Annotated in this window: 30 protein-coding genes; 19 read left to right on the forward strand and 11 right to left on the reverse strand. The window is 39.4% G+C overall.

Annotated features, from left to right (window positions below; all coding sequences use genetic code 11):
* Window positions 1-30 precede the first annotated feature (30 nt).
* Window positions 31-498, reverse strand: a complete 468-nt coding sequence (locus ESB04_RS11615) for a single-stranded DNA-binding protein (RefSeq protein WP_129027918.1) — start codon at window positions 496-498, stop codon at window positions 31-33.
* Between the two features lie 48 nt (window positions 499-546).
* Window positions 547-1,644 (reverse strand): A/G-specific adenine glycosylase, encoded by a 1,098-nt coding sequence (mutY, locus tag ESB04_RS11620; protein ID WP_129027919.1) that lies wholly within the window; start codon window positions 1,642-1,644, stop codon window positions 547-549.
* 176 nt (window positions 1,645-1,820) lie between these two features.
* On the opposite strand from mutY, the gene ESB04_RS11625 reads away from it, so the two are divergent.
* The 9 genes from ESB04_RS11625 to ESB04_RS11665 all read left to right on the forward strand — a co-directional run bounded on the left by ESB04_RS11625 (window position 1,821) and on the right by ESB04_RS11665 (window position 10,889).
* A complete protein-coding gene (locus tag ESB04_RS11625; RefSeq protein WP_109321911.1) occupies window positions 1,821-2,114 on the forward strand; it encodes an HU family DNA-binding protein in 294 nt (97 codons plus the stop codon).
* A gap of 25 nt (window positions 2,115-2,139) precedes the next feature.
* Window positions 2,140-3,006: a tetratricopeptide repeat protein gene (locus ESB04_RS11630; RefSeq protein ID WP_129027920.1), complete on the forward strand. Its 867-nt coding sequence runs from the start codon at window positions 2,140-2,142 to the stop codon at window positions 3,004-3,006.
* 279 nt (window positions 3,007-3,285) lie between these two features.
* Window positions 3,286-4,842: an Rne/Rng family ribonuclease gene (locus tag ESB04_RS11635; RefSeq protein WP_129027921.1), complete on the forward strand. Its 1,557-nt coding sequence runs from the start codon at window positions 3,286-3,288 to the stop codon at window positions 4,840-4,842.
* The gene (locus ESB04_RS11640; RefSeq protein WP_235832237.1) at window positions 4,820-6,046 is read left to right on the forward strand and encodes a tetratricopeptide repeat protein; all 1,227 of its coding nucleotides are present in this window, start codon (window positions 4,820-4,822) and stop codon (window positions 6,044-6,046) included. The genes ESB04_RS11635 and ESB04_RS11640 overlap by 23 nt, the downstream gene beginning before the upstream one ends.
* 88 nt (window positions 6,047-6,134) lie before the next feature.
* Window positions 6,135-7,592 (forward strand): inorganic phosphate transporter, encoded by a 1,458-nt coding sequence (locus ESB04_RS11645; RefSeq protein ID WP_129027922.1) that lies wholly within the window; start codon window positions 6,135-6,137, stop codon window positions 7,590-7,592.
* A gap of 55 nt (window positions 7,593-7,647) precedes the next feature.
* Window positions 7,648-8,475, forward strand: coding sequence for a DUF2490 domain-containing protein (locus tag ESB04_RS11650; protein ID WP_129027923.1), 828 nt, complete (start codon window positions 7,648-7,650; stop codon window positions 8,473-8,475).
* 36 nt (window positions 8,476-8,511) lie between these two features.
* Complete coding sequence (gene rsmG, locus ESB04_RS11655) at window positions 8,512-9,138, forward strand: 16S rRNA (guanine(527)-N(7))-methyltransferase RsmG (protein WP_129027974.1); 627 nt, start codon at window positions 8,512-8,514, stop codon at window positions 9,136-9,138.
* 34 nt (window positions 9,139-9,172) lie between these two features.
* Complete coding sequence (locus tag ESB04_RS11660; protein WP_129027924.1) at window positions 9,173-10,159, forward strand: glycosyltransferase; 987 nt, start codon at window positions 9,173-9,175, stop codon at window positions 10,157-10,159.
* Window position 10,160: 1 nt separating this feature from the next.
* On the forward strand, window positions 10,161-10,889 hold the full coding sequence (locus ESB04_RS11665; protein ID WP_129027925.1) for a DUF5672 family protein: 729 nt from the start codon (window positions 10,161-10,163) through the stop codon (window positions 10,887-10,889).
* Here ESB04_RS11665 and ESB04_RS11670 read toward each other — a convergent pair.
* Both ESB04_RS11670 and ESB04_RS11675 read right to left on the reverse strand, forming a co-directional pair.
* Window positions 10,886-11,746 carry a sugar phosphate isomerase/epimerase family protein gene (locus tag ESB04_RS11670; protein ID WP_129027926.1) on the reverse strand — a complete coding sequence of 287 codons (861 nt, stop codon included), beginning with the start codon at window positions 11,744-11,746 and terminating at the stop codon, window positions 10,886-10,888. The genes ESB04_RS11665 and ESB04_RS11670 overlap by 4 nt on opposite strands.
* A gap of 262 nt (window positions 11,747-12,008) precedes the next feature.
* Window positions 12,009-12,374, reverse strand: a complete 366-nt coding sequence (locus ESB04_RS11675; RefSeq protein WP_129027927.1) for a LytR/AlgR family response regulator transcription factor — start codon at window positions 12,372-12,374, stop codon at window positions 12,009-12,011.
* Between the two features lie 288 nt (window positions 12,375-12,662).
* On the opposite strand from ESB04_RS11675, the gene ESB04_RS11680 reads away from it, so the two are divergent.
* Window positions 12,663-13,634 (forward strand): aldo/keto reductase, encoded by a 972-nt coding sequence (locus ESB04_RS11680; protein ID WP_129027928.1) that lies wholly within the window; start codon window positions 12,663-12,665, stop codon window positions 13,632-13,634.
* Here ESB04_RS11680 and ESB04_RS11685 read toward each other — a convergent pair.
* Entirely contained in the window at window positions 13,615-14,334 is a 720-nt protein-coding gene (locus ESB04_RS11685; RefSeq protein WP_129027929.1) for a thioredoxin domain-containing protein, read from the reverse strand. The two genes, ESB04_RS11680 and ESB04_RS11685, sit on opposite strands and share 20 nt — an antisense overlap.
* 137 nt (window positions 14,335-14,471) lie before the next feature.
* On the opposite strand from ESB04_RS11685, the gene eno reads away from it, so the two are divergent.
* Together eno and ESB04_RS11695 are read left to right on the forward strand one after the other, a co-directional pair.
* Entirely contained in the window at window positions 14,472-15,749 is a 1,278-nt protein-coding gene (gene eno, locus ESB04_RS11690) for a phosphopyruvate hydratase (protein WP_129027930.1), read from the forward strand.
* A 4-nt stretch (window positions 15,750-15,753) separates the two neighbouring features.
* The gene (locus ESB04_RS11695; protein WP_129027931.1) at window positions 15,754-16,071 is read left to right on the forward strand and encodes an FtsB family cell division protein; all 318 of its coding nucleotides are present in this window, start codon (window positions 15,754-15,756) and stop codon (window positions 16,069-16,071) included.
* 141 nt (window positions 16,072-16,212) lie between these two features.
* Here ESB04_RS11695 and ESB04_RS11700 read toward each other — a convergent pair whose 3' ends face one another.
* Genes ESB04_RS11700 through ESB04_RS11710 form a run of 3 tightly spaced genes read right to left on the reverse strand, consistent with a single transcriptional unit; the run spans window position 16,213 to window position 19,179 of the window.
* The gene (locus ESB04_RS11700; RefSeq protein WP_129027932.1) at window positions 16,213-16,872 is read right to left on the reverse strand and encodes an acetyltransferase; all 660 of its coding nucleotides are present in this window, start codon (window positions 16,870-16,872) and stop codon (window positions 16,213-16,215) included.
* Between the two features lie 51 nt (window positions 16,873-16,923).
* A complete protein-coding gene (gpmI, locus tag ESB04_RS11705; RefSeq protein ID WP_129027933.1) occupies window positions 16,924-18,444 on the reverse strand; it encodes a 2,3-bisphosphoglycerate-independent phosphoglycerate mutase in 1,521 nt (506 codons plus the stop codon).
* 54 nt (window positions 18,445-18,498) lie between these two features.
* Window positions 18,499-19,179, reverse strand: a complete 681-nt coding sequence (locus tag ESB04_RS11710; RefSeq protein ID WP_129027934.1) for an NAD-dependent epimerase/dehydratase family protein — start codon at window positions 19,177-19,179, stop codon at window positions 18,499-18,501.
* 44 nt (window positions 19,180-19,223) lie between these two features.
* On the opposite strand from ESB04_RS11710, the gene ESB04_RS11715 reads away from it, so the two are divergent.
* Complete coding sequence (locus ESB04_RS11715) at window positions 19,224-19,619, forward strand: Dabb family protein (RefSeq protein WP_129027935.1); 396 nt, start codon at window positions 19,224-19,226, stop codon at window positions 19,617-19,619.
* Window positions 19,620-19,641: 22 nt separating this feature from the next.
* Window positions 19,642-21,039: a Gfo/Idh/MocA family protein gene (locus tag ESB04_RS11720; RefSeq protein ID WP_129027936.1), complete on the forward strand. Its 1,398-nt coding sequence runs from the start codon at window positions 19,642-19,644 to the stop codon at window positions 21,037-21,039.
* Between the two features lie 11 nt (window positions 21,040-21,050).
* Here ESB04_RS11720 and ESB04_RS11725 read toward each other — a convergent pair whose 3' ends face one another.
* Together ESB04_RS11725 and ESB04_RS11730 are read right to left on the reverse strand one after the other, a co-directional pair.
* Window positions 21,051-22,286 carry a DEAD/DEAH box helicase gene (locus ESB04_RS11725; protein WP_164969654.1) on the reverse strand — a complete coding sequence of 412 codons (1,236 nt, stop codon included), beginning with the start codon at window positions 22,284-22,286 and terminating at the stop codon, window positions 21,051-21,053.
* 104 nt (window positions 22,287-22,390) lie between these two features.
* Window positions 22,391-23,062 (reverse strand): TVP38/TMEM64 family protein, encoded by a 672-nt coding sequence (locus ESB04_RS11730; protein ID WP_129027937.1) that lies wholly within the window; start codon window positions 23,060-23,062, stop codon window positions 22,391-22,393.
* A 93-nt stretch (window positions 23,063-23,155) separates the two neighbouring features.
* Here ESB04_RS11730 and hisH point away from each other — a divergent pair, with 93 nt between their 5' ends.
* Genes hisH through ESB04_RS11755 form a run of 5 tightly spaced genes read left to right on the forward strand, consistent with a single transcriptional unit; the run spans window position 23,156 to window position 26,196 of the window.
* Entirely contained in the window at window positions 23,156-23,743 is a 588-nt protein-coding gene (hisH, locus tag ESB04_RS11735) for an imidazole glycerol phosphate synthase subunit HisH (protein ID WP_129027938.1), read from the forward strand.
* A gap of 3 nt (window positions 23,744-23,746) precedes the next feature.
* Entirely contained in the window at window positions 23,747-24,481 is a 735-nt protein-coding gene (gene hisA / locus ESB04_RS11740; protein ID WP_129027939.1) for a 1-(5-phosphoribosyl)-5-[(5-phosphoribosylamino)methylideneamino]imidazole-4-carboxamide isomerase, read from the forward strand.
* On the forward strand, window positions 24,475-25,230 hold the full coding sequence (gene hisF / locus ESB04_RS11745; RefSeq protein ID WP_129027940.1) for an imidazole glycerol phosphate synthase subunit HisF: 756 nt from the start codon (window positions 24,475-24,477) through the stop codon (window positions 25,228-25,230). Before hisA ends, hisF begins: the two co-directional genes overlap by 7 nt.
* A gap of 24 nt (window positions 25,231-25,254) precedes the next feature.
* Entirely contained in the window at window positions 25,255-25,851 is a 597-nt protein-coding gene (hisIE, locus tag ESB04_RS11750; protein WP_129027941.1) for a bifunctional phosphoribosyl-AMP cyclohydrolase/phosphoribosyl-ATP diphosphatase HisIE, read from the forward strand.
* Window positions 25,852-25,857: 6 nt separating this feature from the next.
* On the forward strand, window positions 25,858-26,196 hold the full coding sequence (locus tag ESB04_RS11755) for a phage holin family protein (protein ID WP_235832238.1): 339 nt from the start codon (window positions 25,858-25,860) through the stop codon (window positions 26,194-26,196).
* Here the strand turns inward: ESB04_RS11755 and ESB04_RS11760 are convergent, their stop codons facing one another.
* The gene (locus ESB04_RS11760; RefSeq protein ID WP_129027942.1) at window positions 26,197-26,577 is read right to left on the reverse strand and encodes a hypothetical protein; all 381 of its coding nucleotides are present in this window, start codon (window positions 26,575-26,577) and stop codon (window positions 26,197-26,199) included.
* Window positions 26,578-26,612: the final 35 nt, after the last annotated feature.

Below are 26,612 nucleotides of genomic sequence, written 5' to 3' on the forward strand. Positions count from 1 at the left end.
TTTGTATACTACCCCCTTAGGTCTTGAATATTAAAACGGGAGATCATCCTCTTCTGAATCAGCATCATTGGCGAAACCTGGAGTAGTGGGTGCTGCGCTATTATTGGAAGTAGGTAATGCCTCCGGACGAGGTCTTGGCTGAGCGGCGCTAGAATTGGAACCCTCATTTCTTCCTCCAATCAGATTGATGGCAGTAGCACGAATTCGATAACCACGAACGGTAGCCCCATTTTTATCTTGCCATTCTTCAGAACGAATCTTGCCTTCGATATACACTTGATTCCCCTTACGCAAATATTGCTCTGCGATATTGGCCAAATTGTCCCATAATTCCACCCGGTGCCATTCCGTCTGTTCCACTCGCTGTCCATCCTTACCTGGGTAAGATTCGGAAGTAGCTATGTTTATATTAGCCACCTTCATTCCGCTAGGTAGGGCTCTAACTTCTGGGTCTCCCCCCAAATTGCCCAATAAAATAACTTTGTTTACTCCTGCCATTGTTTTTTGTTTTAAGTGATTCTCGGCAAACCCTTTGCCTAAACAAAATTATCTCGGCACTGAATCATTAAAAATCCCTAGATGCAAATTATCAGTTATCAGATTCAAAAGCAAGACAGATTTTCCCAACTTTTCAAAGTCCTCAGGCTGTATCCATTGATAAGGGGCAATTTTGCTAAATTCAAGATTATCAGGAACTTGGATATACCAAGCTTGGCAATGGATCTTTTGATGACTGAGAATATGAACTTTAGGAGATATCATTGGCTGAACTAAGGCCCCTTGAAGATAAGTCGCCAAGAAACCGTTCTTTTCTAATAAATCAGACAAGTCCTCCTTTTGATCTGATTCTATTAAATAAAATTCCCATAAACCCGACCAAATATCCTTTGCCTTTCTCTCTCTAACCAATAGTTTATTGCCCTGCTCGAAAATGAAATAATTAAAATACCGATCCCGCTGTTTAGTTTTCTTTTGTTTTACCGGTAGCTGGTTAACTTGTTTGTTTTGAAATGCATAACAAGCCGTACTCAGTGGACAAGATGAACAATTGGGAGCCGGACTACATTGGATAGATCCGAAATCCATGATAGCCTGATTGAATTCCGCAGCTTGATCCTTTGGAATTAATTCTTGCGCCAGCGAAGTAAATTCTTTTCTGGCACTATTATGCAGAATATCAGTTCTAATCCCAAAATAACGCGCTAATATCCGAAACACATTCCCATCTACCACGGGCTTAACCTCCCCAAAGGCAAATGAAGCAATGGCAGCAGCAGTATATGGTCCCACCCCGGGAAGTTTGATCCATTCATCGTATGTGGTAGGAAATTTCCCACCAAATTGATTCACGATAATTTTTGCTGCCTTGTGAAGGTTTCTTGCTCTAGAATAATAACCCAATCCTTGCCAATGTCGAAATAAGACTGATTCATCTGACTTCGCTAAGTCCTTTACTGTAGGAAATACCTCCAATAACTTGCGATAATAAGGTAGCCCTTGTGCCACTCGCGTTTGCTGAAGAATTATCTCTGACAACCAAATGGCATAGGGATCCTGGGTATGTCGCCAAGGTAATTCCCTTGCATGTTGCCGATACCAGCTTATAAGGCCTGAAGTGAAAGGATGGTCGTGAGTTGATTGCATGATTTGAGCCAAAGATACAAAGAAAGGCGGAGGCTATTTCACAGGTATTTGTTAAAAAAATCAATTAATTCGTTGTCAAGCATTTCTTATCTAGAAGAAAAACATTACTTTTGTGTCCCTTTTAAAGAGAGGGAAAGCAATTAAAACAAAATTGATAATTTAAAGCATTAATTACCGTGACCAAGGCAGATGTAATTGCTGAAATATCCAGCAAAACAGGGATTGACAAAAAAGATGTTTCTGAAACGTTAGAAAAGTTCTTCGAAGTAGTAAAAGATAATTTATCCAAACAAGAGAATATTTATGTTCGTGGCTTTGGAAGCTTTATCAACAAAAAGAGAGCTAAAAAAATTGCTAGAAATATTTCTAAAAACACAGCAATTACGATTGACGAGCATTATGTACCAAGCTTTAAGCCTGCCAAAGTGTTTATCGAACAAGTTAAAACGAGCACTGACCCTGCTAAATAAGGTATAATACCTCAGGTCTAGAAAAATGAAGAAATCCTACGTGATTGTTCTTGTTATTGGCCTAGGGTTAACAGCCCTCATATTTCAATTACCCAAGGGAAATGTGAGTAATACAACGAGTAATGCACCTGCTGGTGGAGCTAATCGAGATGCGAAAAGTGACGACCATCAGGATGAACATAAAGAAGAAGGCTCTTCTAAATCAGAGGAAATGCATGCCGCCCCGCTGACTAAAGCTCAGCAAGCGACCATTGCCAAACTGAAATCTGAATTTAGTCAAGCCAAAACGGAAGTTTCTCAATCCAATGTGTTAGACAAAATGATTAACACATTTGTGGGAGCTAATCATTACGATAGTGCTGCTTACTATGCAGGACAATTCGCTGATAAGCATCCGGTTTTGAATAACCTCCTTCGTGCTGGCCAATTGTATTTTGAGGCCCAAACTTATGCACTAAACCCGACTAAGGGTAAAGCCATGGGAGAGAAAGCGCGAGTGTATTTTGAACAAGTTTTATCAAAAGATCCGTCCAACCTATTGGTGAAAACGAATTTAGCGATGACTTACGTGGATACGCCTACCCCGATGAAAGGTATCACCTTACTGAGAGAAGTGATTGAACAAGAGCCGACCTTCGTGCCAGCACTTTTCAATCTTGGGATTTTATCCATTAAATCGAATCAATTTGGCAAAGGTCAAGAACGATTCACCCAGATATTGAAGCTGGAACCAAACAATTATAAAGCCGCATTAAACCTCGGTTTTTGTTTAGCCCAGTTAGATAAATTAGACGAGGCAAAGAAGGTTCTTCGTATGGTTCTTGAAAAAAGTAAAGATCCTGAAGAAACCAAAGCTGCCCAAGAGTTGCTCGCAGAAATGCAAAAACATTGAGGTTGAAAATCAACTTCCTACATTATTCAAAATTTAAACGCTAAAAGGTATGCCTTGCGGAAAGAAAAGAAAACGTCATAAGATCTCTACACACAAAAGAAAGAAACGTCTTCGTAAGAATCGTCACAAGAAGAAATAGTTAGTATAATTACCTCCTTGTTTGGACGTAATTGGTTAACCCAAAAACAGACCATTATAAATGGCCTGTTTTTGGTGTTTGTTATATATATTAGCATAGGGATAAGTCTGTCCCATCTAACATTCTTCTCGTAATATATTGTGAGTAATGAATTAATTATCAATTCTACCCCCAAAGGGGATAGAATAGCCCTTTTGCAAGACAAAAGGATCGTTGAATACCATATTGAACAGTCGGAACCTCAATTCACCGTAGGTGATATCTATCTGGGGACCGTCAAAAAATTAGTTTCTGGACTTAATGCTGCCTTCATTGATATAGGTTATGAAAAAGATGCCTTTCTGCATTACCATGACCTAGGCCCTAACTTGAACTCTCTGCAGAAATTCTCTCGAGATGTCATGAATAAAAAGGGTAAAAACATCAAGTTGGAGAACTTCAAAATAGAAGAAGAAATTGATAAATTGGGTAAAATCGACAAGGTTTTAACCCGCAATCAGCCCATCTTGGTTCAGGTAGTTAAAGAACCCATTTCCACCAAAGGCCCTCGTCTATCTTGTGATATTTCCATCGCCGGGCGTTTTCTAGTTCTGGTTCCTTTTGCAAACGGTGTCAATATTTCTAAGAAAATCACCTCCAAAGCAGAAAGAAATCGATTGATGAAATTGATGTCATCCATCAAACCCAAAAACTTTGGGGTCATCGTCCGAACAGTGGCAGAAGGTAAAGCGGTGGAGGAAATGGAACGCGACTTGCGTGATTCCATTTCGAAGTGGGAGGAAGGTATGGCCAAATTAGTGGATGCCAAACCGAGAGACCGGGTCATCGGAGAGATGAGTCGTGCCACTTCCATGCTTCGCGACTTATTGAACAATGATTTTGATAATGTAATTGTTGATAATCAAGATTTGTACAATGAGGCCAAAGGCTATGTACACCAAGTAGCCCCTGAAAAGGAAAAGATTGTCAAATTACACACGGGTAAAACTAAATTGTTCGAACAAGTAGGTATCGAAAAGCAACTAAAAATGCTTTTTGGTAGATCTGTTTCATTACCCGCGGGTGGTTATTTGATCATTGAACATACGGAAGCATTGCACGTAATTGATGTCAACTCAGGTAATAAGTCAAATTCCGAGGAAGATCAAGAAGCTACTGCACTCAGTGTAAACCGTGAAGCAGCCAAGGAGATTGCTCGCCAATTGCGTTTGAGAGATATGGGAGGAATCATCGTGATCGATTTTATCGACATGAAAAAGGCGGAAAACCGGAAATTGATTCAAGACATCATGCGTGATGAAATGAAAACGGACCGCTCCAAATACACCATATTGCCTCTGACGAAGTTCGGTTTGATGCAAATCACCCGTCAGCGTGTACGCCCTGAAATGAATGTGGCCACCCATGAAACTTGTCCAAGTTGTGGTGGTACTGGAACCATCACGGCCAGCATTGCGGTTTCAGATATCATTGCCCAGCATGTGGAACATTTGCTGACCAAGCAAAATGAGAAAAAACTCACCTTATTGGTTCATCCTTTCTTAAGTGCTTACTTTACTAAAGGTTTTCCTTCTATACGAATGAAATGGTTCATGACGTTTAAGTCCTGGATTCACATTACGGAGGATTCTTCTCTAGGTATTACTGACTTTAAGTTTTTGAACCATAATGGAGATGAGATCGAGATATCGTCTTAGATTTTACCTGCTACTTCTAAGTTTTCTTTCACTTTCATTCCTCAGCGTAGGACAATGGTGGAAGAAAACCGAAGAGGCAGAAAAAGAGCGTTCCAAAGGAATGCTTTTACTTACATCCGAAGTGCAGATTGAAGCGACTAATGCCATCAATCAAATGTACAACTTCCAATTCCCAGAAGCTGAAAGGGAATTCAACTACCTTAAAGTTAAACATCCAGACCATCCACTTCCCGACTTCCTGTTGGGACTCGTGCAATGGTGGAAAATCGTTCCAAATACACAAAATGAGGTGTATGACGAGCGATTGATTGAATACATGGATCGCAGTATATCCAAAGCTGAGAAAATTTGGGATGATACCGAAAATCCCGAGGCGGCCTTTTTTATGGCTGCCGCCTATGGTTTTAAAGGTAGATTACATGCTGAAAGAAAACATTGGGCCAGAGCCACACTTGCCGCCAAAAGTGCATTAAAATACCTAGAATATTCACGCGAATTCGCAGATTTTAGCCCCGAATTAATGTTTGGCGATGGCCTATACAATTACTACTACCACTTCATCAAACAAAATTTCAAATTACTAAGACCCGTTTTATGGTTGTTCCCGAAGGCCAACAAGCAACAAGGCATTGAACAATTAGAAAAAGTAAGCTATCAAGCATTTTATACCCGTACAGAAGCCCGTTATTTTCTACTGCAAATTTATGCCATGGAAAACATGACGGAAAAAAGCTATGAATTAGCCAAATACACACATCAAAATTTTCCGGAAAATCCATTTTTTGAGCGATATCATGCAAGGGCTGCCTTCATGCTTGGCAAACTGGATGAGGCCATGCAAATCTCCAAAAGCATTTTAGACAAAATCGACAAGCATCAAGTGGGCTATGAAGGCGTATCTGGTCGATATGCCAGTTATATTTTAGGATACTATCAATTATACATCTTTAGAAATCCTGCTGAGGCTAAAATCTATTTCAAAAAATGCATGGATTTCTCTGTTCAGACAGGATCATTAGAATCAGGATATTATTGGGCATCTGTGCTAGGTTTAGCACGGATTTCCTTCCAAGAAGGAGATTATGATGCAGCAGTTGACCACTGCAAAGAGGTCATGGATAAGGCAGATAAAAAAACCAGCCAATATACGGAGGCTAAAAAACTGCTTTCAGAGGCCAAAAAGGCAAGAAGAAAGAAGAAATAAAGAATTTAATAATTCCTTAATATTCACGTATATTGCATGACCTAATTTTGCGAGCATATTTGCACCAATATTCTAAAAATTATATCGTATGTTTGGGTTAGATCCTACCTTATTTTTCCTGCTGTTTTTCTGCCTTTTCGCAGCTTGTGCGTTTGAGTTCGTCAATGGATTTCACGACACTGCCAATGCCGTAGCAACAGTTATCTATACCCATTCATTAAAACCAACTCAAGCTGTAGTTTGGTCTGGCTTCATGAATTTCGTGGGCCTATTAACAGGTGGAGTAGGGGTCACCATGAGTATCATCGGACTATTACCCACCGAACTGCTCATCGATACCAATGTGTATCATTCCATGGCCATGGCGCTTTCTTTACTCTTCTCTGCAATTTTATGGAACTTAGGTACTTGGTATTTTGGAATTCCCGCCTCTAGCTCACATACCTTGATTGGATCTATCATTGGTATTGGTGTAGGACACGCCATATTACCCGAAAATCAAACCGGCGTGAATGCAGTCAATTGGGACAAAGCTTCGGAAATTGGTCAAGCTCTTTTATTATCTCCTCTATTTGGTTTTGCATTAGCTATCGTATTGATGTACATCTTAAAAAAGACTATCAAAAATAAAGATATTTTTAAAGAACCTAAGAAAAACTCTCCTCCACCACTTTGGATTAGAGCAATCCTTATCACTACTTGTACATTAGTTTCCTTCTTCCACGGAAGAAATGACGGACAAAAAGGTATTGGTTTGGTTATGGTAATCCTAATTGCTTTTTTGCCTGGTTATTTTGCCATCAATTCTACCTTAGACCTTCACCGCCTACAAAAAGATTTAAATCAAGTAGAAATCATTACCGCCAAAATTGACACAAGTTCCTTATCTGTCAAAGAACAAGAAAGCTACAGCACTGTCATAAAGTCTTCCAAAGCATTGCACGAACTACTTTTAACAAAAAACATCCAAACCAGTAATCTAACGACAAAACAAAAGTTCGAAATCAGAAAGGCTGCCTTAAATATCAATAAGCACGCTAAAAAATTGTTAGAAAGTGAATCGGTAGCCTTATCGGAAGCCGACAAAAAAACATTTAAAAAAGCTACAGCTGGAGATAAAGCTCCATTTTTCGCCTTGGGTGCCACTTCAGGTACAGGTATTGCCGCAGTCACTGACTTTGCTCCCAATTGGGTGATGTGGATGGTTGCCTTATCCCTAGGATTAGGGACTATGGTTGGATGGAAGCGTATCGTTGTAACCATTGGTGAAAAGATTGGCAAACATCATTTAACCTATGCACAAGGAGCTTCTGCCGAACTTATTGCCTCATTAACCATTGGCTTAGCCACTGCCTATAAATGGCCTGTAAGTACAACCCATGTACTTAGCTCAGGAATTGCTGGTACCATGGTTGCCTCTAAAGGAATCAAGAACTTACAAGGGGGAACGGTCAAAAATATCGTCATGGCTTGGGTACTTACCCTACCTGTGACCATCGTACTCGCAGCTGGCTTATTCGTATTTTTCCGTTGGATTACGGGATAAAGGTATTAATTTTGAGGGAAGCCGATGGCTTCCCTTTTTTATACCAATATAATCCATGAAATATTTACGTCTACTGGCTCTACCAGTAGTATTTTTGTGTTGTCTAGAAATCCTTGCTCAATCCCCTCGGCAATATTACCACATCGCAAATGGATGGACCGATCTCAATATTTCTGGAAAAATTGCGGGAAAGTTTAGTTGGCAATTGGAAAACCAACATCGTAGACAAGATCAGCAAGGAGATTATAATCCCGCTACCACGACCGGCAATCCTTACCATAATCTAAATCAACATATATTTAGGCCGTACATCCATTATCAAATGAGCCCCTTGGTTCGTTTTTCACTGATGCCATTGGGATGGATAGGAACTAATCGATTTGTCAACGGGGAAGTGGCCGCCTTCTTTCCTGAATTAAGGGTTTCTCCTCAAGTCATTTTGAGCCAACAACTGAACCGCCTACGGATAGATCATCGATTGCGCTATGAATTTCGTTGGTTAGGGGCAAACGAACCAATAGACAGTAAAAGCTTCCTCTATGGAGGTGATTTCTCTAATAGCTTATTTAAAAAAAGATTCCGCTATCAAATCAAAGGAAGCATGCCTTTGGGTAAAGAAAAGATGGAAGACAAAACCTGGTATTTACAGGCATACAATGAACTGATGATCAATATGGGCGAGAACGTCCCCAACTTGAATATTTTCGATCAAAACCGTGTCTTGATTGGTTTAGGTTACCGAATCAACCAACATCTGACCGTGGAAATGGGCTATATGCAACAAAGCGTATTCCGCTTTAACAACGTCGCTAAAAATAATGTCGAATTAAATAATATACTTCAAGTAAATCTGGCTATATCCAATATAGAAACATTCTTTTAAAGAAGGCATTTGCCTATCTTTGTATTTGAAAAAGAAATGAAAGCCCAGATTATTCAACATTACTTTCCTGAAATAAGCTCTAAACAATTAGAGCAGTTTGAAAAGCTCTATCCTTTGTATCAAGAATGGAATGAGAAAATCAATGTGATATCTAGAAAGGACATTGACAACTTAATGTTGCATCATGTTCTTCACTCACTGGGCATTGCAAAAATTATCAACTTTAGACCAGGTACAGAAATCCTAGATGTTGGCACAGGAGGTGGCTTCCCGGGTATTCCTTTGGCTATTTTGTTTCCTCAATGTTCCTTTACCTTGGTAGATAGTATAGGTAAAAAAATTAAGGTAGTAGAAGGGATCGCTTCTGCCCTAGGCCTAGAAAATGTCACCGCCCTGCATAGCCGTGCTGAGGATCTGGACCAAGACTTTGAATTTGTGGTAAGCAGGGCCGTTACCCGATTGAGCCCCTTTTATTATTGGGTAAAAAATAAAATTAGCCCCAACCACTTTCACACACAAAGAAATGGAATTCTTTACTTAAAAGGGGGCGATTTACAGGATGAATTAGCCGAATTTGGTAAAAAGCACAAAATTTTTGAGCTAGGTGAAATTTTTCATGAAGAATTTTTTGAAACGAAAAAAGTAGTTTACGTACCGATGTAAACGTATATTACCTAAATTATATTTTTATTTTTGAATGCCCCAGATTTCAGTTGCACTTTGTACATATAACGGTGAAAAATACCTTCCCCTTCAACTGGAAAGTATTGCTTCTCAAACTCAAGCCATTCATGAACTTGTAGTTTTTGATGATGGATCTGGAGACAAAAGTCTAGCTATTTTAGAAGAATTCAAGGGAAAAGTGCCGTTCAGCGTTCGTATTCATCAAAATGAAAAGAATGTTGGTAGTAGCAAAAACTTTGAAATGTGTGTTCAAGTCTGTCAAGGTGATATTATCTTCTTTTGTGACCAAGATGATCTTTGGATGCCTCACAAAGTGGAAACGCTGGTTCGATACTTTGAGCAGTACCCAGACATTGATGCGGTTTTTTCCAATGCCATCATGATTGACCAATCAGGTAAGCCCACTGGAAAAACTAGTTTTGAACAAATTGAATTTATTGAGCCCTTGCAAGACTTTTGGAAGGCAGGACATTCCTTCGACATTTTGTTAAAAGGCTATGTGGTAACAGGGGCAACTTTAGCCATTCGTTCGAGAATTAAGCACGAAGTATTCCCCACGCCACATATTATTCCTGAATTAATTCATGATGGATGGATTGCCTTGTATTTATCTATGACTAATCGGATTGCATTTGTTAAGGAAGCGCTAATTCAATATAGAGAACATGCTAGCCAACAGGTTGGCCTTAAAAGCGAGAAAAAAGCTGTGTCTCTTTTGGACCGCATTAAACGTCCTCGAAATGCTAAATTAATTCAAATAGAGAAAAAAGCATCTGACGCCACAGCCCTATTTCATTACTTAAAAAGTCAGAACAATACCCCAGAAGAGGCGCTGAACAAAGTGGCTCACCGAGCCGCCCATTATCAAATGCGTGCAGGGCTAGCTAATAACCGTTTGTTAAGAATTTGGCCTGTTTTGAAAGGAGTTTTGACTGGAGGTTATAAATTACATGATGGAGGCAAATGGTGGCATCCCGTTATAGGCGATATCCTTGAATAACATGCAAACATTAGTGGGAATTGTCATCCCAATTTACAAAGAAAGTCTTTCAGAACTGGAACAGAAATCCTTGCTCCAATGCAAAAAAGTGCTTGGGAACTATCCCATTCATTTTGTGCTTCCTGAAGGATTGAAGGCGACTTATATTGAAGAACACTTCCCAACTGCACAACGTAATTATTTTCCAGCCCAATTTTTTACAAGCACACAGTCATACAATCACCTATTGATAGATCCAACATTCTATGAACAATTTACCTCCCATGAATTTATATTGATCTATCAATTAGACGCTTATGTTTTTAGGGATGAATTAAAAGAATGGTGCCAAAAAGGCTATGATTATATTGGTGCACCCAAATTAAAGAAGAAACATTGGGAAAATGAAAATACCATCCAATGGCCTGTACTTGACCCTATTATGATGAATGGGGGTCTTTCCCTACGAAAAGTTGCCCCCATTATTAGATTTTTGAATTGGTACCATAGGCTATTTGGCACTTGGCCAGCCAATGAAGATTCACTTTTTTCTGTCTACCATAAACGGGCCTTTCCACTGAGATTTTTACTCAAATTACCTAGCTGGAAAGAAGCGTTGGCCTTTGCATTTGAGCAAAACCCAAAAATCAGCCTCCAAATTAATGGGGGAAAATTACCTTTTGGTTGCCATGCCTGGGAAAGATACAACCCTAGTTTTTGGAAGCCTTATATGGATAACAAAGAAAACTAGAAATTCTTTTTAGCCAAATAATCCCGACTGATCTTCAAGCTTTCAAAAGGATCACGTTTGCTGACATCTTGCTCTACGAACCAGTATTTCAATCCTGCTGCTTTTCTGGCAGCAAAAATCCGATCAAAATCAATCGTTCCATTTCCTACCTCAGTAAAAACCTTAGTGCCAGCCTCCATGTCTTTTACATGCCATAATGGGAATCTACCTGGGTGTTTATCAAAATAGGCTACAGGATCTACCCCTGCACGACCAAACCAATATAAATCTGCTTCCATTTTTACCAGGTCGACAGAAGTATTTTGTAAAATGAAATCATAGGGAATAAAATCTCCCGACTTAACAAATTCAAAATCATGGTTATGATATGCAAATTGAATTCCTGCCTTTTTTGTGGTTTCACCAGAACTATTCAATAAACTAGGTAAAGCCTTATACTGCTCATTACTGCGCTCATTAGGGAATAAAAAGGCGCAAACCATAAACTCAGCGCCTACATGGTGTAAATCTTCAACAGCCTTTTGCCATCCGTCAGCTAAAGTTCCTTTTGATTTGATAGCAATACCAGAGGTGTGATGTGAACTAACCACTTTTAAACCAACTCGGTCTAAAATGCCTTTAAATTCATGAGCTGTTTTTCCAAAAAAAGTCCCATTATAACCATATATCTCTAGGTTTTTATATCCCAAAGTTACCAATTTCTCTAAGGAGCCTTCTAAGTCTTTAGAAACTGCATCACGAACTGTGTACAATTGAACACCCAATGGTCCAATATATGGGTTGGATGCTAAGCTGGAGTGCGCATATAAACCTGAAACTCCTAAGGCGAGGCCTTTTAAAAATATTCTTCTTTCCATTGTATTATTTTGATAAAATAGATGATTGCGAATTTAACTATTCGCAGAAATAAATGAAATGAATTAAGGAATTAGTTTTAAATAAAGGAGCTATTTATAAAAATACCCAAGAAAATAATTGGTAATAACAAAAGCTAAGAAATTCAGGCTTAGTCTCCTTAACTGAAAAGGAAGAGAAATGCTAATAAAAACCAAACTGAAATGGCTAGTGAGAGAAATTCAACATCTTCCAATTAGACAACAACTCCAAAAAGTTTAAGCCTTAGGATAAACCTACTAGTTCCTGACTATTGAGAAACTCACGCAATGGTCTTACCTGCCGACGAGATATAGAGATATTCACATCATTCGTCAACTTAATTACTTTATCATATTTCAAATCGACTGATGATATCCCATCTGGATTTACCAATGCGGATTTGGAAGGCCGAATAAAGCCATAATCCTGCAATAAAATTTCAAAAAATTTCAAGGTGCGACAAGAAAGCACTTTGCGACCGTCCTTTAAAAAAATCTTGGAATAATTCCCTTCACCACGAATGAACAAGATACTAGCAGGACAGACTTTGAAGGTACCGAGATTGATTAATAGTTTTTCTTCAGAGGAAATAGGTTTCAAGTTTTTCATAAATCTAAAGTAGATTAGCTAACACAAGGAATACTTTGATGATGTAAAGCTAGAGAATGTTCTCAAAAAAAAAGCCCTAATTCACGTTATTTGTGTTATTAACGCTTTTTTAGACCTTAAATGGCGTTTTTATTCATAATTTTTGGCGTTAAATTATTTATGTTACAACACAAATGTCAAGATTTATGCGCTAAAGCTTAAGTTATATGTATCAGTAAATAAGCCCAAATACCTATTTAAAGGTTAAAGTCCCAATGGAAATTTATTACCTTTAAGAAAAAATTTAACATGGAATACAGACGTTTTGGTAAAACTAATTGGCAAATAAGTGAAATAGGCTACGGAATGTGGGGCTTAGCTGGCTGGACTGGATCTGATGAGAATGAGGTTCAAAAAGCCCTAGATTTATCGGTAGAGTTAGGTTGCAATTTCTTTGATACAGCATGGGGATATGGAGAAGGCCTATCTGAACAAATCTTAGGGTCTCTATTAAAAAAGCATGCTGACAAGACTTTGTATGCTGCCACTAAAATTCCGCCGAAAAATTTTACTTGGCCTTCCAAATCTCACTTTGAATTAAAAGATTGCTTCCCTGCGGATCATATCATTGAATACACAGAAAAAAGCTTAAAAAACTTGGGAGTAGAACAAATTGACCTACAACAATTTCATGTGTGGGAAGATCATTGGGTTGAAAATGATGATTGGAAAGAGGCCGTACAGAAACTTACTCAAGCTGGCAAAGTAAAACATTGGGGGATTTCCGTTAACCGTTGGGAACCCAATAATTGCCTCCGCTCCTTAGAAACAAACTTGTTTTCTTCCGTACAAGTGATTTATAATATTTTTGACCAGAATCCAGAAGACCAATTGTTCCCTCTTTGTGAAAAATTGGACATTGGAATCATTGCTCGTGTTCCCTTAGATGAAGGTAGCTTAACGGGACTATTAGACTACAATACCACCTTCCCTGCCAATGATTGGCGCTCCACCTATTTTGTACCTGAAAATTTAATTTCAAGCGTTGATCATGCCAATGCCTTGAAACCATTGGTACCTGCTAATATGGATATGCCTGAAATGGCTTTACGTTTCATTTTATCAAATCCCAATGTAGGTACAATTATACCAGGTATGAGAAAAATTAAACATGTGAAAAGCAATATTGCTACCTCAGACGGAAAAGGATTAGAGGAAAGCCTAGTAAATGAGCTTAAACAGCATCGATGGGAAAGACAACCTACCGAGTGGTCCCAATAGATTGATCAAACAGCTCTTTTAATTGAGCCTCTTCACGAAATCCCGAAGTTTTTTGCAAAAGTTTTCCCCCTTGAAAAACCAAAAAACTCGGGATTTCATCTATACCAAAAGATTGCAAAATAGCTTGATTGCCATCAGCCTCAACCTTTAAAACAGTTACTTTACCTGTATATTCTTGACTTAATTTGTCGACAATAGGCATCATCTTTAGGCAGGGAGCACACCATTTGGCATAAAAATCAACAACAACCGCCTTTTGACCTTGAACTTTCTTGGTGAAATCTGCCATATCCCAAGCTTTATCATGCGCAACAGCAGGAACACCTTCCAAAGGTTTTAGCTTGGTAGTCCATTTTAAATAGCCCCCCTTTAATTCTGTTACTTGAAATCCTTCTTTTCTCATCAATTCAGCCGCTTGAGCCGAACGACCCCCAGAAAGGCAGTAAATTAATACAGGCTTTTCTTTAGGTAATTTTCTTATTTGCTCCGCAAAATCTGCTGACCGAAAATCTATATTCGTGGCCTTAGGCAAATGGCCTCCACCAAATTCCCCAGAAGTTCTTACATCCAATAATATGGCATTAGGGTTCTCTTGAATTTTTTTCTCAAAAACTTCAACTTCCACAGATTGAGCTATAGTTTGAAAGGAGAAAAAAAGAGAAAAAATCAAAAATGAGTAAAAAACAATTTTAGCTTTCATTATTATTTGATTAATTATCAGCCATTTAGACAGCTGCTTTTCGGTAAATCAGTGATTTTGTCCAAAAAATACGTTATTTTGCAAAGCAATTTAATCAATTACTACGTAATCCATTTATTCACAATAATAATTATACGATGAGTGCAATACAGTACGTTCACGCAAGACAAATTTTAGATTCACGTGGAAATCCCACAATCGAAGTAGACATCAAAACAGAAGATGGTGCTTTCGGTCGTGCAGCGGTTCCTTCTGGAGCTTCAACGGGTATCCACGAAGCGGTGGAATTACGCGACAATGACAAATCTGTTTATGTAGGAAAAGGAGTTTTAAAGGCCGTAGAAAACGTAAACACAACTATCGCAGAAGAATTATGGGGTTTGGAAGTTTCTGAGCAGAACATGATTGACCGTTTAATGATCGAATTAGACGGAACGCATAATAAAGGTAAATTAGGAGCTAATGCTATTTTAGGTGTTTCTATGGCAGTAGCGAAAGCAGCCGCTCAAGAAGCCGGACTTTCTTTATACCGTTACATCGGCGGCGTTAATGCCAATACATTACCTGTACCCATGATGAATATCCTAAACGGGGGTTCGCATGCAGATAACAGCATTGATTTCCAAGAGTTTATGGTAATGCCAGCAAAAGCCGAAAGTTTCTCACATGCTTTACGTATGGGAACAGAGGTTTTTCATGCTTTGAAAGGCGTATTGAAAAGTAAAGGATATTCTACTAACGTAGGTGATGAAGGGGGGTTTGCTCCTAACATCAAATCCAATGAAGAAGCCATTGAAATTGTATTACAATCTATCGAAAAAGCTGGTTACAAGCCAGGTGAGGAAATTTTCATCGCTATGGATGCTGCTTCTTCTGAGTTTTTTGATGAGAAAACAGGATTGTATACTTTCAAAAAATCAGATGGTAAGCAATTAAATAACATGGAAATGGCTGCTTATTGGCAGACTTGGGTAAACAAATACCCTATCATTTCTATTGAAGATGGCATGGCCGAAGATGATTGGGCAGGCTGGGCTGAGCAAACTAAATTGATCGGTTCGAAATGTCAATTAGTAGGTGATGATTTATTCGTAACCAACGTGAAGCGTTTACAAGAAGGTATTGAAAAAGGAGTAGCCAATGCAGTGTTGGTTAAAGTTAACCAAATTGGTTCATTGACTGAAACCATCGATACGGTTAACTTAGCAAAACGCAATTCATACAAAAACATCATGTCGCACCGTTCTGGAGAAACAGAAGATGCCACCATCGCTGATTTAGCTGTAGCTTTAAATACAGGTCAAATCAAAACTGGTTCTGCTTCTCGTTCTGATCGTATGGCTAAGTACAACCAATTGCTTCGTATTGAAGAGGAATTAGGTGCTAATGCTTATTTCCCAGGTTTGAAATTCTAGAATCATGGATCGAGTAAAAGGGCTTTTTCTTGGGAAATATCGCTTCTTCGTAATCTCAACCTGCATTATGTTGGTTTGGATGTTCTTTTTAGACACGAATGACCTTCGAGTACAATATCGGCTTTGGAACGAACTTAGGGTAATGAAAAATGAAAAAGCCTTTTACCAACAAAAATTAAAAGAACTGGAAAAAGAACGCCGTATGGTGGTTGGAAATCCAGCTTTGTTGGAAAAATACGCTAGAGAAAAGTATCTAATGAAACGACCCAATGAGGATATTTTTGTCATCGTGGATGAGGAAAATAAACCCTTGGAACCCTAACAAAAAAGCTCCCATCATCAGGGAGCTTTTTTTATACACTATTGTAAATTCAATATCAACAAATTGAACAATATCTTTGAAACCAGAATCGTTTTCACAACGCTGTTAAAGTTTTGAACCTTGGCAGCGTTAGGGAAAAAACTAAAATTTTAGGTCTTTACTTGAAATCGTTGATTTCTCTGCCGCACTTCCCTTCCACACACTCCATGGCTCTGTTCTTTGTTTCATGACCGAAGCGCCCATGCTGACAAAGGTTCCTTCTCCAATTACTGAACTATCACGGATAGTAGCATTCACTCCAAAAAAGCAATAATCATTCACTTGGCAATTGCCAGAAAGAACTACTTGAGAAGTAAAAAATACGTGATTCCCAATTCGACTGTGATGGCCAATATGATTTCCTGACCATAGCACACAATTGTTTCCAATCTGCACATAAGGCTGTATGGTATTATCCTCCAGTATAAAACAATTCTCCCCAATTTTATCAGTTAACACCGTAGCATGTGAGCTAATATAAGAAATGTATTGATATCCCTTAGCTAAACCTTGCTCATAAACCCTTGCACGCACTTGGTTCATGCCCGCAGCTGTCATTGGAGCAAAAAACAAATATTCTAAAGGAGGGAATTGTTGTTCAACCGTTTCAAAAGGAACCAATGGAAAACCATGAAACTCTGGCTCATGAATATATTGCGATTCTACCGTAAATCCAGCCACCTCATGTTCACTATCGTTCTGCAAATAATATAAAGCTAACTCGGCTGTCTGTGTATTTCCAAAAATGATAACTTTTCCCATAAATTCAATCGATCCAATGATTCAAACACTAAATATACATGTGACAGATTTTTAAAATAAAGCAACTCCTGTCATTTCTTTAGGTTGTTCTACTCCCATTAATTTTAATATTGTAGGGGCAATGTCTCCTAATTTTCCGTTTGACAATGTTGGATGATCTTGAGCATCTACCAAAATACATGGCACTAAATTCGTCGAGTGAGCTGTGTTAGGTGAACCATCCTCATTTATCATAACATCCGCATTTCCATGATCCGCAATAATGATAAAGCTATATCCATGAGATAATCCTGCTTTCACCACCGCCTCAGCGCACTGATCTACCGTTTCAACTGCTTTAACTACCGCAGAAAACACCCCTGTATGGCCTACCATATCTGGATTAGCAAAATTCAAACAAACAAAATCCACTTCCTCTTTTTCTAATTCAGGAATCAAAGCATCACGCAATTCCGCTGCAGACATTTCTGGCTGCAAATCATAGGTTGCTACCTTAGGAGAATTTCTCAGAATATTAGTTTGACCTACAAATGGGGTCTCCCTTCCTCCTGAGAAAAAGAATGTCACGTGTGGATATTTTTCAGTTTCCGCAATTCGAATCTGTTTTTTACCTGCTCCTTCCAATACTTCCCCCAGAGTCATAGGTAAATTGGAATCGTTGAAAATGACATGCACATTATTGAACTCCTTGTCGTATTCCGTCATCGTCAAATAATATAAATTCAAACGATGCATATTTTCCTCATGAAAATCTTTTTGAGTCAAAGCTTGTGTAATCTCACGTCCACGATCTGTACGGAAATTAAAACAAATCACTACATCTCCTTCTTTAATCTTTGCCAAAGGGGCTCCATGTGCATCAGTAGCAATGATTGGTTTAATAAACTCGTCTGTCACATCCGCGGCATAACTATCTTTAATGGCCTGAATAACGTCTTGGGTCAAATGCCCCTCCGCATTTACCATAGCATGGTAGGCCAAAGCCACACGCTCCCAACGGTTATCACGATCCATGGCATAATAACGTCCTGTGACCGACGCAACTTGAGCGCCTGTTTTTTCACAATGCTGAACCAGGTCTGTCATAAACTTCAAACCTGATTTTGGATCGGTATCTCTACCATCAGTGAAGGCATGAACATAAACTTGAGCCAATTGTGCTGCTTGTGCTGTACTCAATAATGATTTAAGATGTTCAATATGTGCATGCACACCGCCATCGGATACTAATCCCATGAAATGAACGGCTTTACCCTCCTTCTTAGCATATTCAAATGCCTTTGCCAATGCTGGCTCTTGACCTAAGGTATTTTCAGTAACGGCTTTGTTAATACGTACCAAATTCTGATACACAATTCGCCCAGCTCCTAAATTCATATGACCCACTTCCGAATTACCCATTTGACCCTCTGGCAAACCAACAGCCAAACCAGAAGCCTCTAATTTAGAATGAGGATATTGAGTATATAAAGAATTAATAAAGGGGGTATTAGCGGCGTCAATAGCCGAAACTTTAGGATTGGTGGCAATTCCCCATCCATCCAATATCATTAGGACAACTCTCTTATTCACTGTATTTCGTTTATTTCCTATAAAATTAGCCAAAATCACTGAAAAAATTGGCTTTTACTTGGGTAGAACTTTAGATAGATGAACAATATCCGCTACTTCAATGACACTTTTGTCATATCCCTTTAAGGTAACGGCAATCATTGACTGACCCAATTCCCTCAATGTACAAACCATTTGAGGGGCAAACTTCCTTAAAAACGGATACATCCAATTGATATATTTGTAAAATGACAATGTATGTTGCAAACCTGGTGTTGGATGAAGCATGCTTGGTCTAAAAGCAAATACCGCTTTAAAATTCAATTTCATTAGATCATTCTCTGTCTTGCCCTTCACCCTAGCCCACATCAAACTCCCCTTCTCTGAAGAATCTGTGCCTTTTCCAGAAACATACACAAAAGTCATATCTGGGTTATGTTTTTCAATAGCCTTGGCAAATCCCAAAGTTAGATCATAGGTCAAATGAGTATATTCCGCTTCATTTTTCCCAATGGAAGTCACCCCCAAACAAAAATAACAAGCATCATAACCTTGTACCTTTTCCTCTAATGCAGCAGGAGAATAAAAATCCTGCAAAATTATCTCCTTTAACTTTGGATCCGTTTTACCAGTAGGACGACGACTTATCACCAAAACCTCCTCCACATGAGGCGAAAGTAAGCATTCGTGCATAACCCCTTCTCCTACCATGCCGGTAACCCCTGTTACAATTACTTTGATTTTTGCGTAATTCATAGTAGAATTGAATAATTTTAATACAAGTTTAAATTAAAAAACAAATGAACAACCGTCGTGAATTTTTACAACAATCTGGTCTGTTAGCCGCAGGTTCGGCATTAACTGGTTCAGCAGCTACTCCTCCTATGAATTTCATCCACCACGTATTATTTTGGGCTAAAAACCCCAACAACGAAGCAGAAAAAACCCAATTATTCAAAGCTCTTAAAGCATTGGGAACCCTTCCAATGATCCAATCGGCTCATGTAGGAAAACCTATTGTGACCGAATTTGATAAACCTGTTACGGAAGGAAGTTATACTTTTTCTGTGGTTTTAACATTTGCCAATGCAGAAAAGGAGAAAGAATATTTATACCATCCATTGCACAAAAAATTCATTGACGATAACAAGCATTTGTGGGGTAAGGTTCAAGTGATTGACTCCCAAGCCATATAATTTAAGCTAAACCTATTTAATCATGAGCAATAACAGAAGAGATTTCTTAAAACTAAGTGGACTGGCGGCATTAGGCGGTTCTACCAAATGGGAAATCAAAGACTTGGCCACTAGCATGCACATTGAAAAAGGCAAACAAGTTTTCAATATGTCAGGCTATGCTGCCCCCAAAATCGAAACCGTTCGCATTGGTTTTATTGGACTAGGTAACCGTGGCTCTGGAGCCATAACACGGGTCAATCGTATTGACGGTGTCAAAACCATCGCCATTTGTGATATTCGCAAAGAAAAAGCAGATGCCGGATTAAAGGCACTAGCTAAAATGGGTATTCAGCCCGAAGTATACACAGAAAAAGAGGAAGCCTGGAAAGCCATGTGTGACCGTCCGGATATCGATTTAATTTACATTGCTACCCCTTGGCATTTACATACTCCCATGGCCGTTTATGCCATGAAACAAGGCAAACATGTAGCCGTAGAAGTTCCCGCTGCCACTACTTTAGAGGAATGTTGGCAATTGGTAGAAACCTCTGAAAAGACCAAAAAGCATTGCATGATGCTGGAAAACTGCTGCTATGACTTCTTCGAATTGTTGACTTTAAATATGGCTCGCCAAGGCTATTTTGGTGAAATTATTCATACAGAAGGCGCCTATTTGCATGATTTATTAGATCATAATTTTACCCAAAGCACCTATTATCAAAGCTGGAGATTAAAAGAAAATCTAAGAAATGGAAATCTTTACCCTACTCATGGACTAGGACCTATCTGCCAATTGCTGGATATCAATCGAGGCGACCAAATGGATTACCTAGTTTCTACTTCCAGCAATGATTTTTCTATGCACCCACGTGCCGTGGAATTAGCTGCCAAAGATCCTTTCTATCAACAATTTGTCAACAAAAGTTTCCGAGGAAATATGAATACCACGACCATTCGTACGGTGAAAGGAAAAACGATGATGGTGCAGCATGATGTATCTACCCCTCGTCCTTATTCCCGCATTCACCTGGTGAGCGGTACCAAAGGCATGGCTGTCAAATATCCCGATCCAAAAGTTTCCGACCACCACCACAATTGGATTTCAGCTGCTGATATGGCGGAATTGGAGAAAAAATATTCCCCTCCGATTGTCGCTAAAATTGGCGAGCTAGCCAAGCAAATTGGTGGCCACGGTGGTATGGACTTCATGATGGATTGGCGCCTTATTGATTGCCTAAGAAATGGTCTTCCATTAGACCAAGATGTATATGATGCGGCAACTTGGAGCTCCGTCGGACCATTAAGCGAAATATCGGTAAAGAATAGATCCAAATCCATGGACGTTCCTGATTTCACTCGGGGAAGTTGGAAAACCAATAAACCGGTGGACATTAGCTTAGCTCAAGGTGGAAATACGGGCGTCAAGGCTCAGAAGTAGGTACTTAGGTGCTACTTCTTTTTCCTCCAAAACTTTTTACCTCCTTTTTTAGAACCCGAGGATTTGCTCCCCTTATGGCTAGCCTTTTGCAAGGCTGGCTCATAGGCGGGCGCTTCGCCCAAGGCTTCAGGTATTGGAGACTTTTTCACCTCCTGACCTAATAATTCTTCTATTCTCGCAAATTTTCTTTGTTCAGTCGGACTAATCAAGGTATAAGCAGTCCCTTGACTTTCTGCACGAGCCGTACGGCCAATTCGGTGAACATAATCTTCCCCATCGTGAGGGACATCAAAGTTGATGACCAATTCAATTTCATCAATGTCTATACCGCGACTTAAAATATCGGTAGCCACCAAGATGGTCGTTTTCTTGTTCCTAAAATCTTGCAAGACTTGCTCCCGAATATCCTGCTCCAAATCAGAATGGATTTCATCTACCTTAAATTTGGCTCTTTTTAATTCAGAAGTTAAGGTTTTCACATGTTGCTTTCGAGAACAAAATACGATAACCCGACTATAATCCTTCAAGTGCAATAAGTGCTTAACCAAAGGAAGCTTTTGCTGCTCATACACCACAAACGCCTCTTGAACTATTTGCTCTGGGGGTTTGGAAACCGCAATGTTAATTTCGACAGGATTCTTAAGCAATTTTCTGGCTAGCTCTCGCATCTTATGAGGCATGGTAGCAGAGAAAAGTAAGTTTTGTCTGTTGGGACTCAAATAAGAGGTGATTTTTATTAAATCATCCTGAAAACCCATGTCCAACATACGATCAGCCTCATCCAAAATCAAGTATTTAACTTCTTTTAGATTGACATAACCCATATTCAAGTGGGCAATCATTCTTCCTGGTGTACATACTACAATATCGCATCCACTTGTTAGGGCTGTCTTTTCGGTTGTAAAGGACTGTCCGTCTCCACCTCCATAGACTGCTATACAAGAGACATTAGTAAAATATCCAAGCCCCTCCATATTATCAGCTATCTGAATAGCCAATTCTCGCGTAGGGACAATGATGAGTGCATTGATGTGATTTTCGGAATGTGGCTCAGTAATCAATTTGTTAACCACTGGCAATAAAAATGCTGCGGTTTTACCGGTGCCCGTTTGCGCAGAGGCAATAATATCTCTCCCCTCCAAAATCGGCTTAATCACCTGGGATTGTACGGGAGTGGCGGTCTTATAGCCCATGGAATCTATTCCTGCCAAAAGGCTGTCTGCCAGACCTAATTCTTTAAATGTCAAAATAATTCGTTTAAAATATGATTCCTTTTTTCAGTAGATTTAAAGGATGCACAAATTTACAGCTTATATCTGAATATATTGGTATTCAAGCCAATAGCCAATAATTAGGAAGAAACCTGTTTTTTGGCCAAAATATACATCCCCAGACCCGATACCAATAAGAGTCCCAAACTTGCTCCATCTTGCCAGGAAAAGGATTCTGGATGATTCACTAGATATTCCCAACTCTTGGCTTGAGTCCCTGACCAAACTGCCAAGGCTGTTCTTGGCAACATCCCGATCATACCCGCCAAACAAAAATCCAAAAAGCTTACTCCCACAAAGGCCATCAGGGCATTAGTAATGGCAAATGGAAATATTGGGGATAATCGAGCTAAAAATACCCATGAGAAAGATTGCGCCTGAACATTAGATAAAAAAGTGGCCCCACGTTTCGTTCTTTTAATCCAACGAATCATAGCCTGACCTTTCCAAAGTTTTGCAATTCCAAAGCCTAACATAGAAGCTAAACTATAAGCTGCAATCAAGGGCCAAATGCCTTGGAAGCCCCAAATATAGCCTACAAATAATGCCAAAAAAGTGGTTGGACAAAGCGCCAGCCCCATTACAAAAACAGTGGCGAGCCAGAAAAGTATCTGTTGGCCTAGATCTAAATTGATAAAAAAACTCGGATTGGAAATAGCTACAATGCCCAAGGCAAGGCTGGAGATAAAGGGGAAAAGTCCCATCCAAACTAGGTAGCCAATTTCAAAAAAGAGTTTTCTGCGGAAACGCATGCATTATTTGATAGGACAACAAAGATAGGGGAATTTCATAATCCAGCCCTATTTGCCTAACTTGCGTGGCTATTTACCAAGAAGAAAGCCTCTATGGATATTGCTATCGTCAAATACAATGCTGGAAATGTTGCCTCCGTCATGTACGCTTTGGACCGAATTGGAGTAAAATATCAGTGGACTGACGATACCTCAATTTTACAACAAGCTGATAAAGTCATATTTCCAGGAGTAGGCGAAGCTAGCACAGCCATGGCGCATTTGAAAGAAAAGGGATTAGATCAATTAATTCCTCAATTAAAACAACCCGTTTTGGCTACTTGCATTGGTATGCAACTGCTTTGTAAGCACTCAGAAGAAAACGACACGACTTGTATGGGTGTTTTTGATGTGGAAGTTAAGCGATTTCAATCTTCCGACTTGAAAATCCCACATGTGGGCTGGAATTCCATCCGAGCTATTCAAGATAATCCCTTGATGGAAGGCTTGAAACCTGAAGAGTTTGTCTATTTTGTGCACTCCTATTATGTTCCAGTGAATCCCTTCACCACCGCGGAATGTAATTATGTACAGCCATTCTCTGCCATGTTACACCGAGACAATTTTTATGCCGCCCAATTCCACGCTGAAATTAGCGGAATGGCAGGCCAACGAATTATTGAAAACTTTCTTGCCATATAATTTATGTTCCAGGTAATTCCCGCTATTGATATTATAGGAGGCCAATGTGTTCGCTTAACCCAGGGCGATTATGCCCAGAAAAAAGTGTATCATGCTGACCCCTTAGAAATTGCGAAAGAGTTTGAAGGAGCAGGCATTCAACAATTACACTTAGTCGATTTAGATGGTGCAAAAGCAAAAAAAATTGTCAATGTTCAGGTACTAGAAAGAATAGCCTCCCAAACCAATTTACATATTGATTTTGGAGGTGGGGTTCAATCAGATGAAATGATTGATATGGCTTTTTCTGCAGGAGCCAAACAAATCACAGCAGGAAGTATTGCCGTCAAAAAGCCCGAATTGGTCAGGAATTGGTTAAAAAAATACGGAGCAGATAAAATCATTTTGGGGGCAGATGCGCAAAATGAGCAAATTGCTGTATCTGGTTGGCAAGAAAACTCCCATATTTCTATCTATGATTTTCTAAGAGATTATTGTCAAGCAGGTGTACAATATGTCATTTCCACAGATGTTGCCAAGGACGGATTGTTGCAGGGGCCAAGTTTTAATTTATATGAAAAAATTCAAGCCCAAGAACCCCAATTGAATCTAATTGCCAGTGGGGGAGTGTCCTGCCTAGACGATTTATATCGACTACGTGATATGAATATCTTTGGGGTTATTGTGGGAAAGGCCTTTTATGAAGGCCGTATTAGTTTAGCTGAATTAGCCACCTTTTCTAAAGAATCAGCATGTTAACCAAAAGAATCATTCCTTGCTTAGATATTAAGGACGGCAGAACCGTCAAAGGGACCAATTTTGTGGATTTGCGTGATGCTGGGGACCCGGTAGAACTAGGGGCTTTATATGCTCAGGAAGGAGCGGATGAATTGGTATTTTTAGATATTACCGCTACGGTAGACGACCGAAAAACCTTAGTTAATTTAGTGCGTGAAGTAGCCCGCCATGTCAATATCCCTTTCACGGTGGGTGGAGGTATTTCTTCCATTCAAGATGTTTCGGCTTTGTTAAATGCCGGCGCGGATAAAGTGTCTATCAATTCCTCCGCTGTTAGAAATCCGGATTTGATTGATGAATTAGCCTTGCAATTTGGCTCTCAATGCATCATCGTAGCCATCGATACTAGATTGGTGGATGGGAAAGACTGGGTGCATACCCATGGAGGAAGAAAAATAACTGAAATTCAAACCATTCCATGGGCCAAGGAGGTGGAGAATCGAGGTGCTGGAGAAATTTTATTAACCAGCATGGATGCCGATGGTACAAAAGCTGGATTTGCCAATGCTTTGACGGCTCATATATCTACTCATGCCTCTATTCCCATCATCGCCTCTGGCGGCGCAGGAAGTATGGAGCATTTTTATGAAGTTTTTACCGATGGAAAAGCCGACGCCGGCTTAGCAGCTAGTATTTTCCATTTCAAAGAAATAAGCATAGGCGATTTAAAGAATTACCTTTCCAGCAAAGGAATTCCCATGCGTATTTAATAAATTCACTGATTATTTAATAAAATGAGCTTAAGCCCCGACTTTTCTAAAGGATTAATCCCTGCCGTGATTCAGGATGCCTCTACATTACAAGTATTAATGCTGGGGTACATGAATGAAGAAGCCTACCTAAAAACTCAGGCGGATCAAATCGTTACATTTTACTCTCGTTCCAAAGAGCGCTTATGGACAAAAGGTGAAACATCAGGCAATTTCCTTCATGTTAAAAATATACTTCTAGACTGTGACAATGATACGCTCTTAATTCAGGTTAACCCTGTGGGACCAGCCTGTCATACGGGTGCCGATACTTGTTTTAATACCTCCAATCAAGATAATGCAGCTTGGCTAGATTACTTAAAGCATATCATCCGTTCTAGAAAAGGCGCTTCGGCAGATACGTCTTACACGGCTTCATTATTCCAAAAAGGCACTAATAAAGTAGCTCAAAAAGTGGGCGAAGAGGCTGTAGAACTCGTGATTGAGGCAATGTCCAATAACGATGAATTATTCAAAGGTGAAGCGGCAGATTTAATTTTCCATCTATTGGTCTTGTTAGAAGATCGCGGAATAGGCTTAGAAAAAATTGTAGCCTTACTTAAAGAAAGACACAACAAATAACAGCATATGATTGGATTCATCGTTCGTTACATCATCATTGCAGGGATTATTTTAATCATTCCGCGCTACTTAAAAGGTATCGTGGTGGATGGTTTCACTACTGCCCTTTTGGTAGCTTTGGTCATGGGATTCTTAAACTCATTTGTCAAGCCTTTCTTACAAATCATTAGTTTCCCTATTACCTTCATGACCCTGGGATTATTTTCTTTGGTTATCAATGTGGGAATAGTCTACCTGACTGAGCTATATGTACCTGGATTTCAAGTCAGTGGATTTGTGGCTCCACTCATCTTTAGTTTTGTAGTAGGATTTTCAAGTACCGTAGTAGGCTGGTTTACCAAATAATCAAGGTAAGCCATTTTGAAAGGTAATTTCCGTAGCTAAACCAATGGCACTAAATCTAAATGCCATGGAATAGGATTGGGATGGATTGGTGATTTTCTCACAATGTGGCCCTTTTTCTAAGAAATAGATGTAATATTCTTGATTACGATCGGCCAACTGCTGAATATCAGGCTTCCCGAATAAATCTTCAATATCGTTGGAGCTAACTCCCTTCAAATTTTCTTTGTGCGCTTTTAACCAAGCCACTTGCTCTTTGCGCATATCCTGACAGCCTGCTTCATCTTGAACAAATTTTTCCAAGTCGAAACCTGCTAAATCTGGCTGCTTGGTACAGGAAAGCATCATTCCTAAAAGTAAAAAACTCGCACAGATTCTAAGCATGGAAAACATCATTTAGCTTTTGAAAACACAAAAGT

The organism is Aquirufa rosea (assembly GCF_004118285.1).
Lineage (GTDB): Bacteria > Bacteroidota > Bacteroidia > Cytophagales > Spirosomataceae > Aquirufa > Aquirufa rosea.

Excerpts from the sequence above, each read along its gene's own strand:
- ESB04_RS11615 (WP_129027918.1), bottom strand. The coding sequence starts at position 498 with ATGGCAGGAGTAAACAAAGTTATTTTATTGGGCAATTTGGGGGGAGAC.
- mutY (WP_129027919.1), bottom strand. The coding sequence starts at position 1,644 with ATGCAATCAACTCACGACCATCCTTTCACTTCAGGCCTTATAAGCTGG.
- ESB04_RS11630 (WP_129027920.1), top strand. The coding sequence starts at position 2,140 with ATGAAGAAATCCTACGTGATTGTTCTTGTTATTGGCCTAGGGTTAACA.
- ESB04_RS11640 (WP_235832237.1), top strand. The coding sequence starts at position 4,820 with ATGAGATCGAGATATCGTCTTAGATTTTACCTGCTACTTCTAAGTTTT.
- ESB04_RS11645 (WP_129027922.1), top strand. The coding sequence starts at position 6,135 with ATGTTTGGGTTAGATCCTACCTTATTTTTCCTGCTGTTTTTCTGCCTT.
- ESB04_RS11650 (WP_129027923.1), top strand. The coding sequence starts at position 7,648 with ATGAAATATTTACGTCTACTGGCTCTACCAGTAGTATTTTTGTGTTGT.
- rsmG (WP_129027974.1), top strand. The coding sequence starts at position 8,512 with ATGAAAGCCCAGATTATTCAACATTACTTTCCTGAAATAAGCTCTAAA.
- ESB04_RS11660 (WP_129027924.1), top strand. The coding sequence starts at position 9,173 with ATGCCCCAGATTTCAGTTGCACTTTGTACATATAACGGTGAAAAATAC.
- ESB04_RS11665 (WP_129027925.1), top strand. The coding sequence starts at position 10,161 with ATGCAAACATTAGTGGGAATTGTCATCCCAATTTACAAAGAAAGTCTT.
- ESB04_RS11670 (WP_129027926.1), bottom strand. The coding sequence starts at position 11,746 with ATGGAAAGAAGAATATTTTTAAAAGGCCTCGCCTTAGGAGTTTCAGGT.
- ESB04_RS11675 (WP_129027927.1), bottom strand. The coding sequence starts at position 12,374 with ATGAAAAACTTGAAACCTATTTCCTCTGAAGAAAAACTATTAATCAAT.
- ESB04_RS11680 (WP_129027928.1), top strand. The coding sequence starts at position 12,663 with ATGGAATACAGACGTTTTGGTAAAACTAATTGGCAAATAAGTGAAATA.
- ESB04_RS11685 (WP_129027929.1), bottom strand. The coding sequence starts at position 14,334 with ATGAAAGCTAAAATTGTTTTTTACTCATTTTTGATTTTTTCTCTTTTT.
- eno (WP_129027930.1), top strand. The coding sequence starts at position 14,472 with ATGAGTGCAATACAGTACGTTCACGCAAGACAAATTTTAGATTCACGT.
- ESB04_RS11695 (WP_129027931.1), top strand. The coding sequence starts at position 15,754 with ATGGATCGAGTAAAAGGGCTTTTTCTTGGGAAATATCGCTTCTTCGTA.
- ESB04_RS11700 (WP_129027932.1), bottom strand. The coding sequence starts at position 16,872 with ATGGGAAAAGTTATCATTTTTGGAAATACACAGACAGCCGAGTTAGCT.
- ESB04_RS11710 (WP_129027934.1), bottom strand. The coding sequence starts at position 19,179 with ATGAATTACGCAAAAATCAAAGTAATTGTAACAGGGGTTACCGGCATG.
- ESB04_RS11715 (WP_129027935.1), top strand. The coding sequence starts at position 19,224 with ATGAACAACCGTCGTGAATTTTTACAACAATCTGGTCTGTTAGCCGCA.
- ESB04_RS11720 (WP_129027936.1), top strand. The coding sequence starts at position 19,642 with ATGAGCAATAACAGAAGAGATTTCTTAAAACTAAGTGGACTGGCGGCA.
- ESB04_RS11730 (WP_129027937.1), bottom strand. The coding sequence starts at position 23,062 with ATGCGTTTCCGCAGAAAACTCTTTTTTGAAATTGGCTACCTAGTTTGG.
- hisH (WP_129027938.1), top strand. The coding sequence starts at position 23,156 with ATGGATATTGCTATCGTCAAATACAATGCTGGAAATGTTGCCTCCGTC.
- hisA (WP_129027939.1), top strand. The coding sequence starts at position 23,747 with ATGTTCCAGGTAATTCCCGCTATTGATATTATAGGAGGCCAATGTGTT.
- hisF (WP_129027940.1), top strand. The coding sequence starts at position 24,475 with ATGTTAACCAAAAGAATCATTCCTTGCTTAGATATTAAGGACGGCAGA.
- hisIE (WP_129027941.1), top strand. The coding sequence starts at position 25,255 with ATGAGCTTAAGCCCCGACTTTTCTAAAGGATTAATCCCTGCCGTGATT.
- ESB04_RS11755 (WP_235832238.1), top strand. The coding sequence starts at position 25,858 with ATGATTGGATTCATCGTTCGTTACATCATCATTGCAGGGATTATTTTA.
- ESB04_RS11760 (WP_129027942.1), bottom strand. The coding sequence starts at position 26,577 with ATGCTTAGAATCTGTGCGAGTTTTTTACTTTTAGGAATGATGCTTTCC.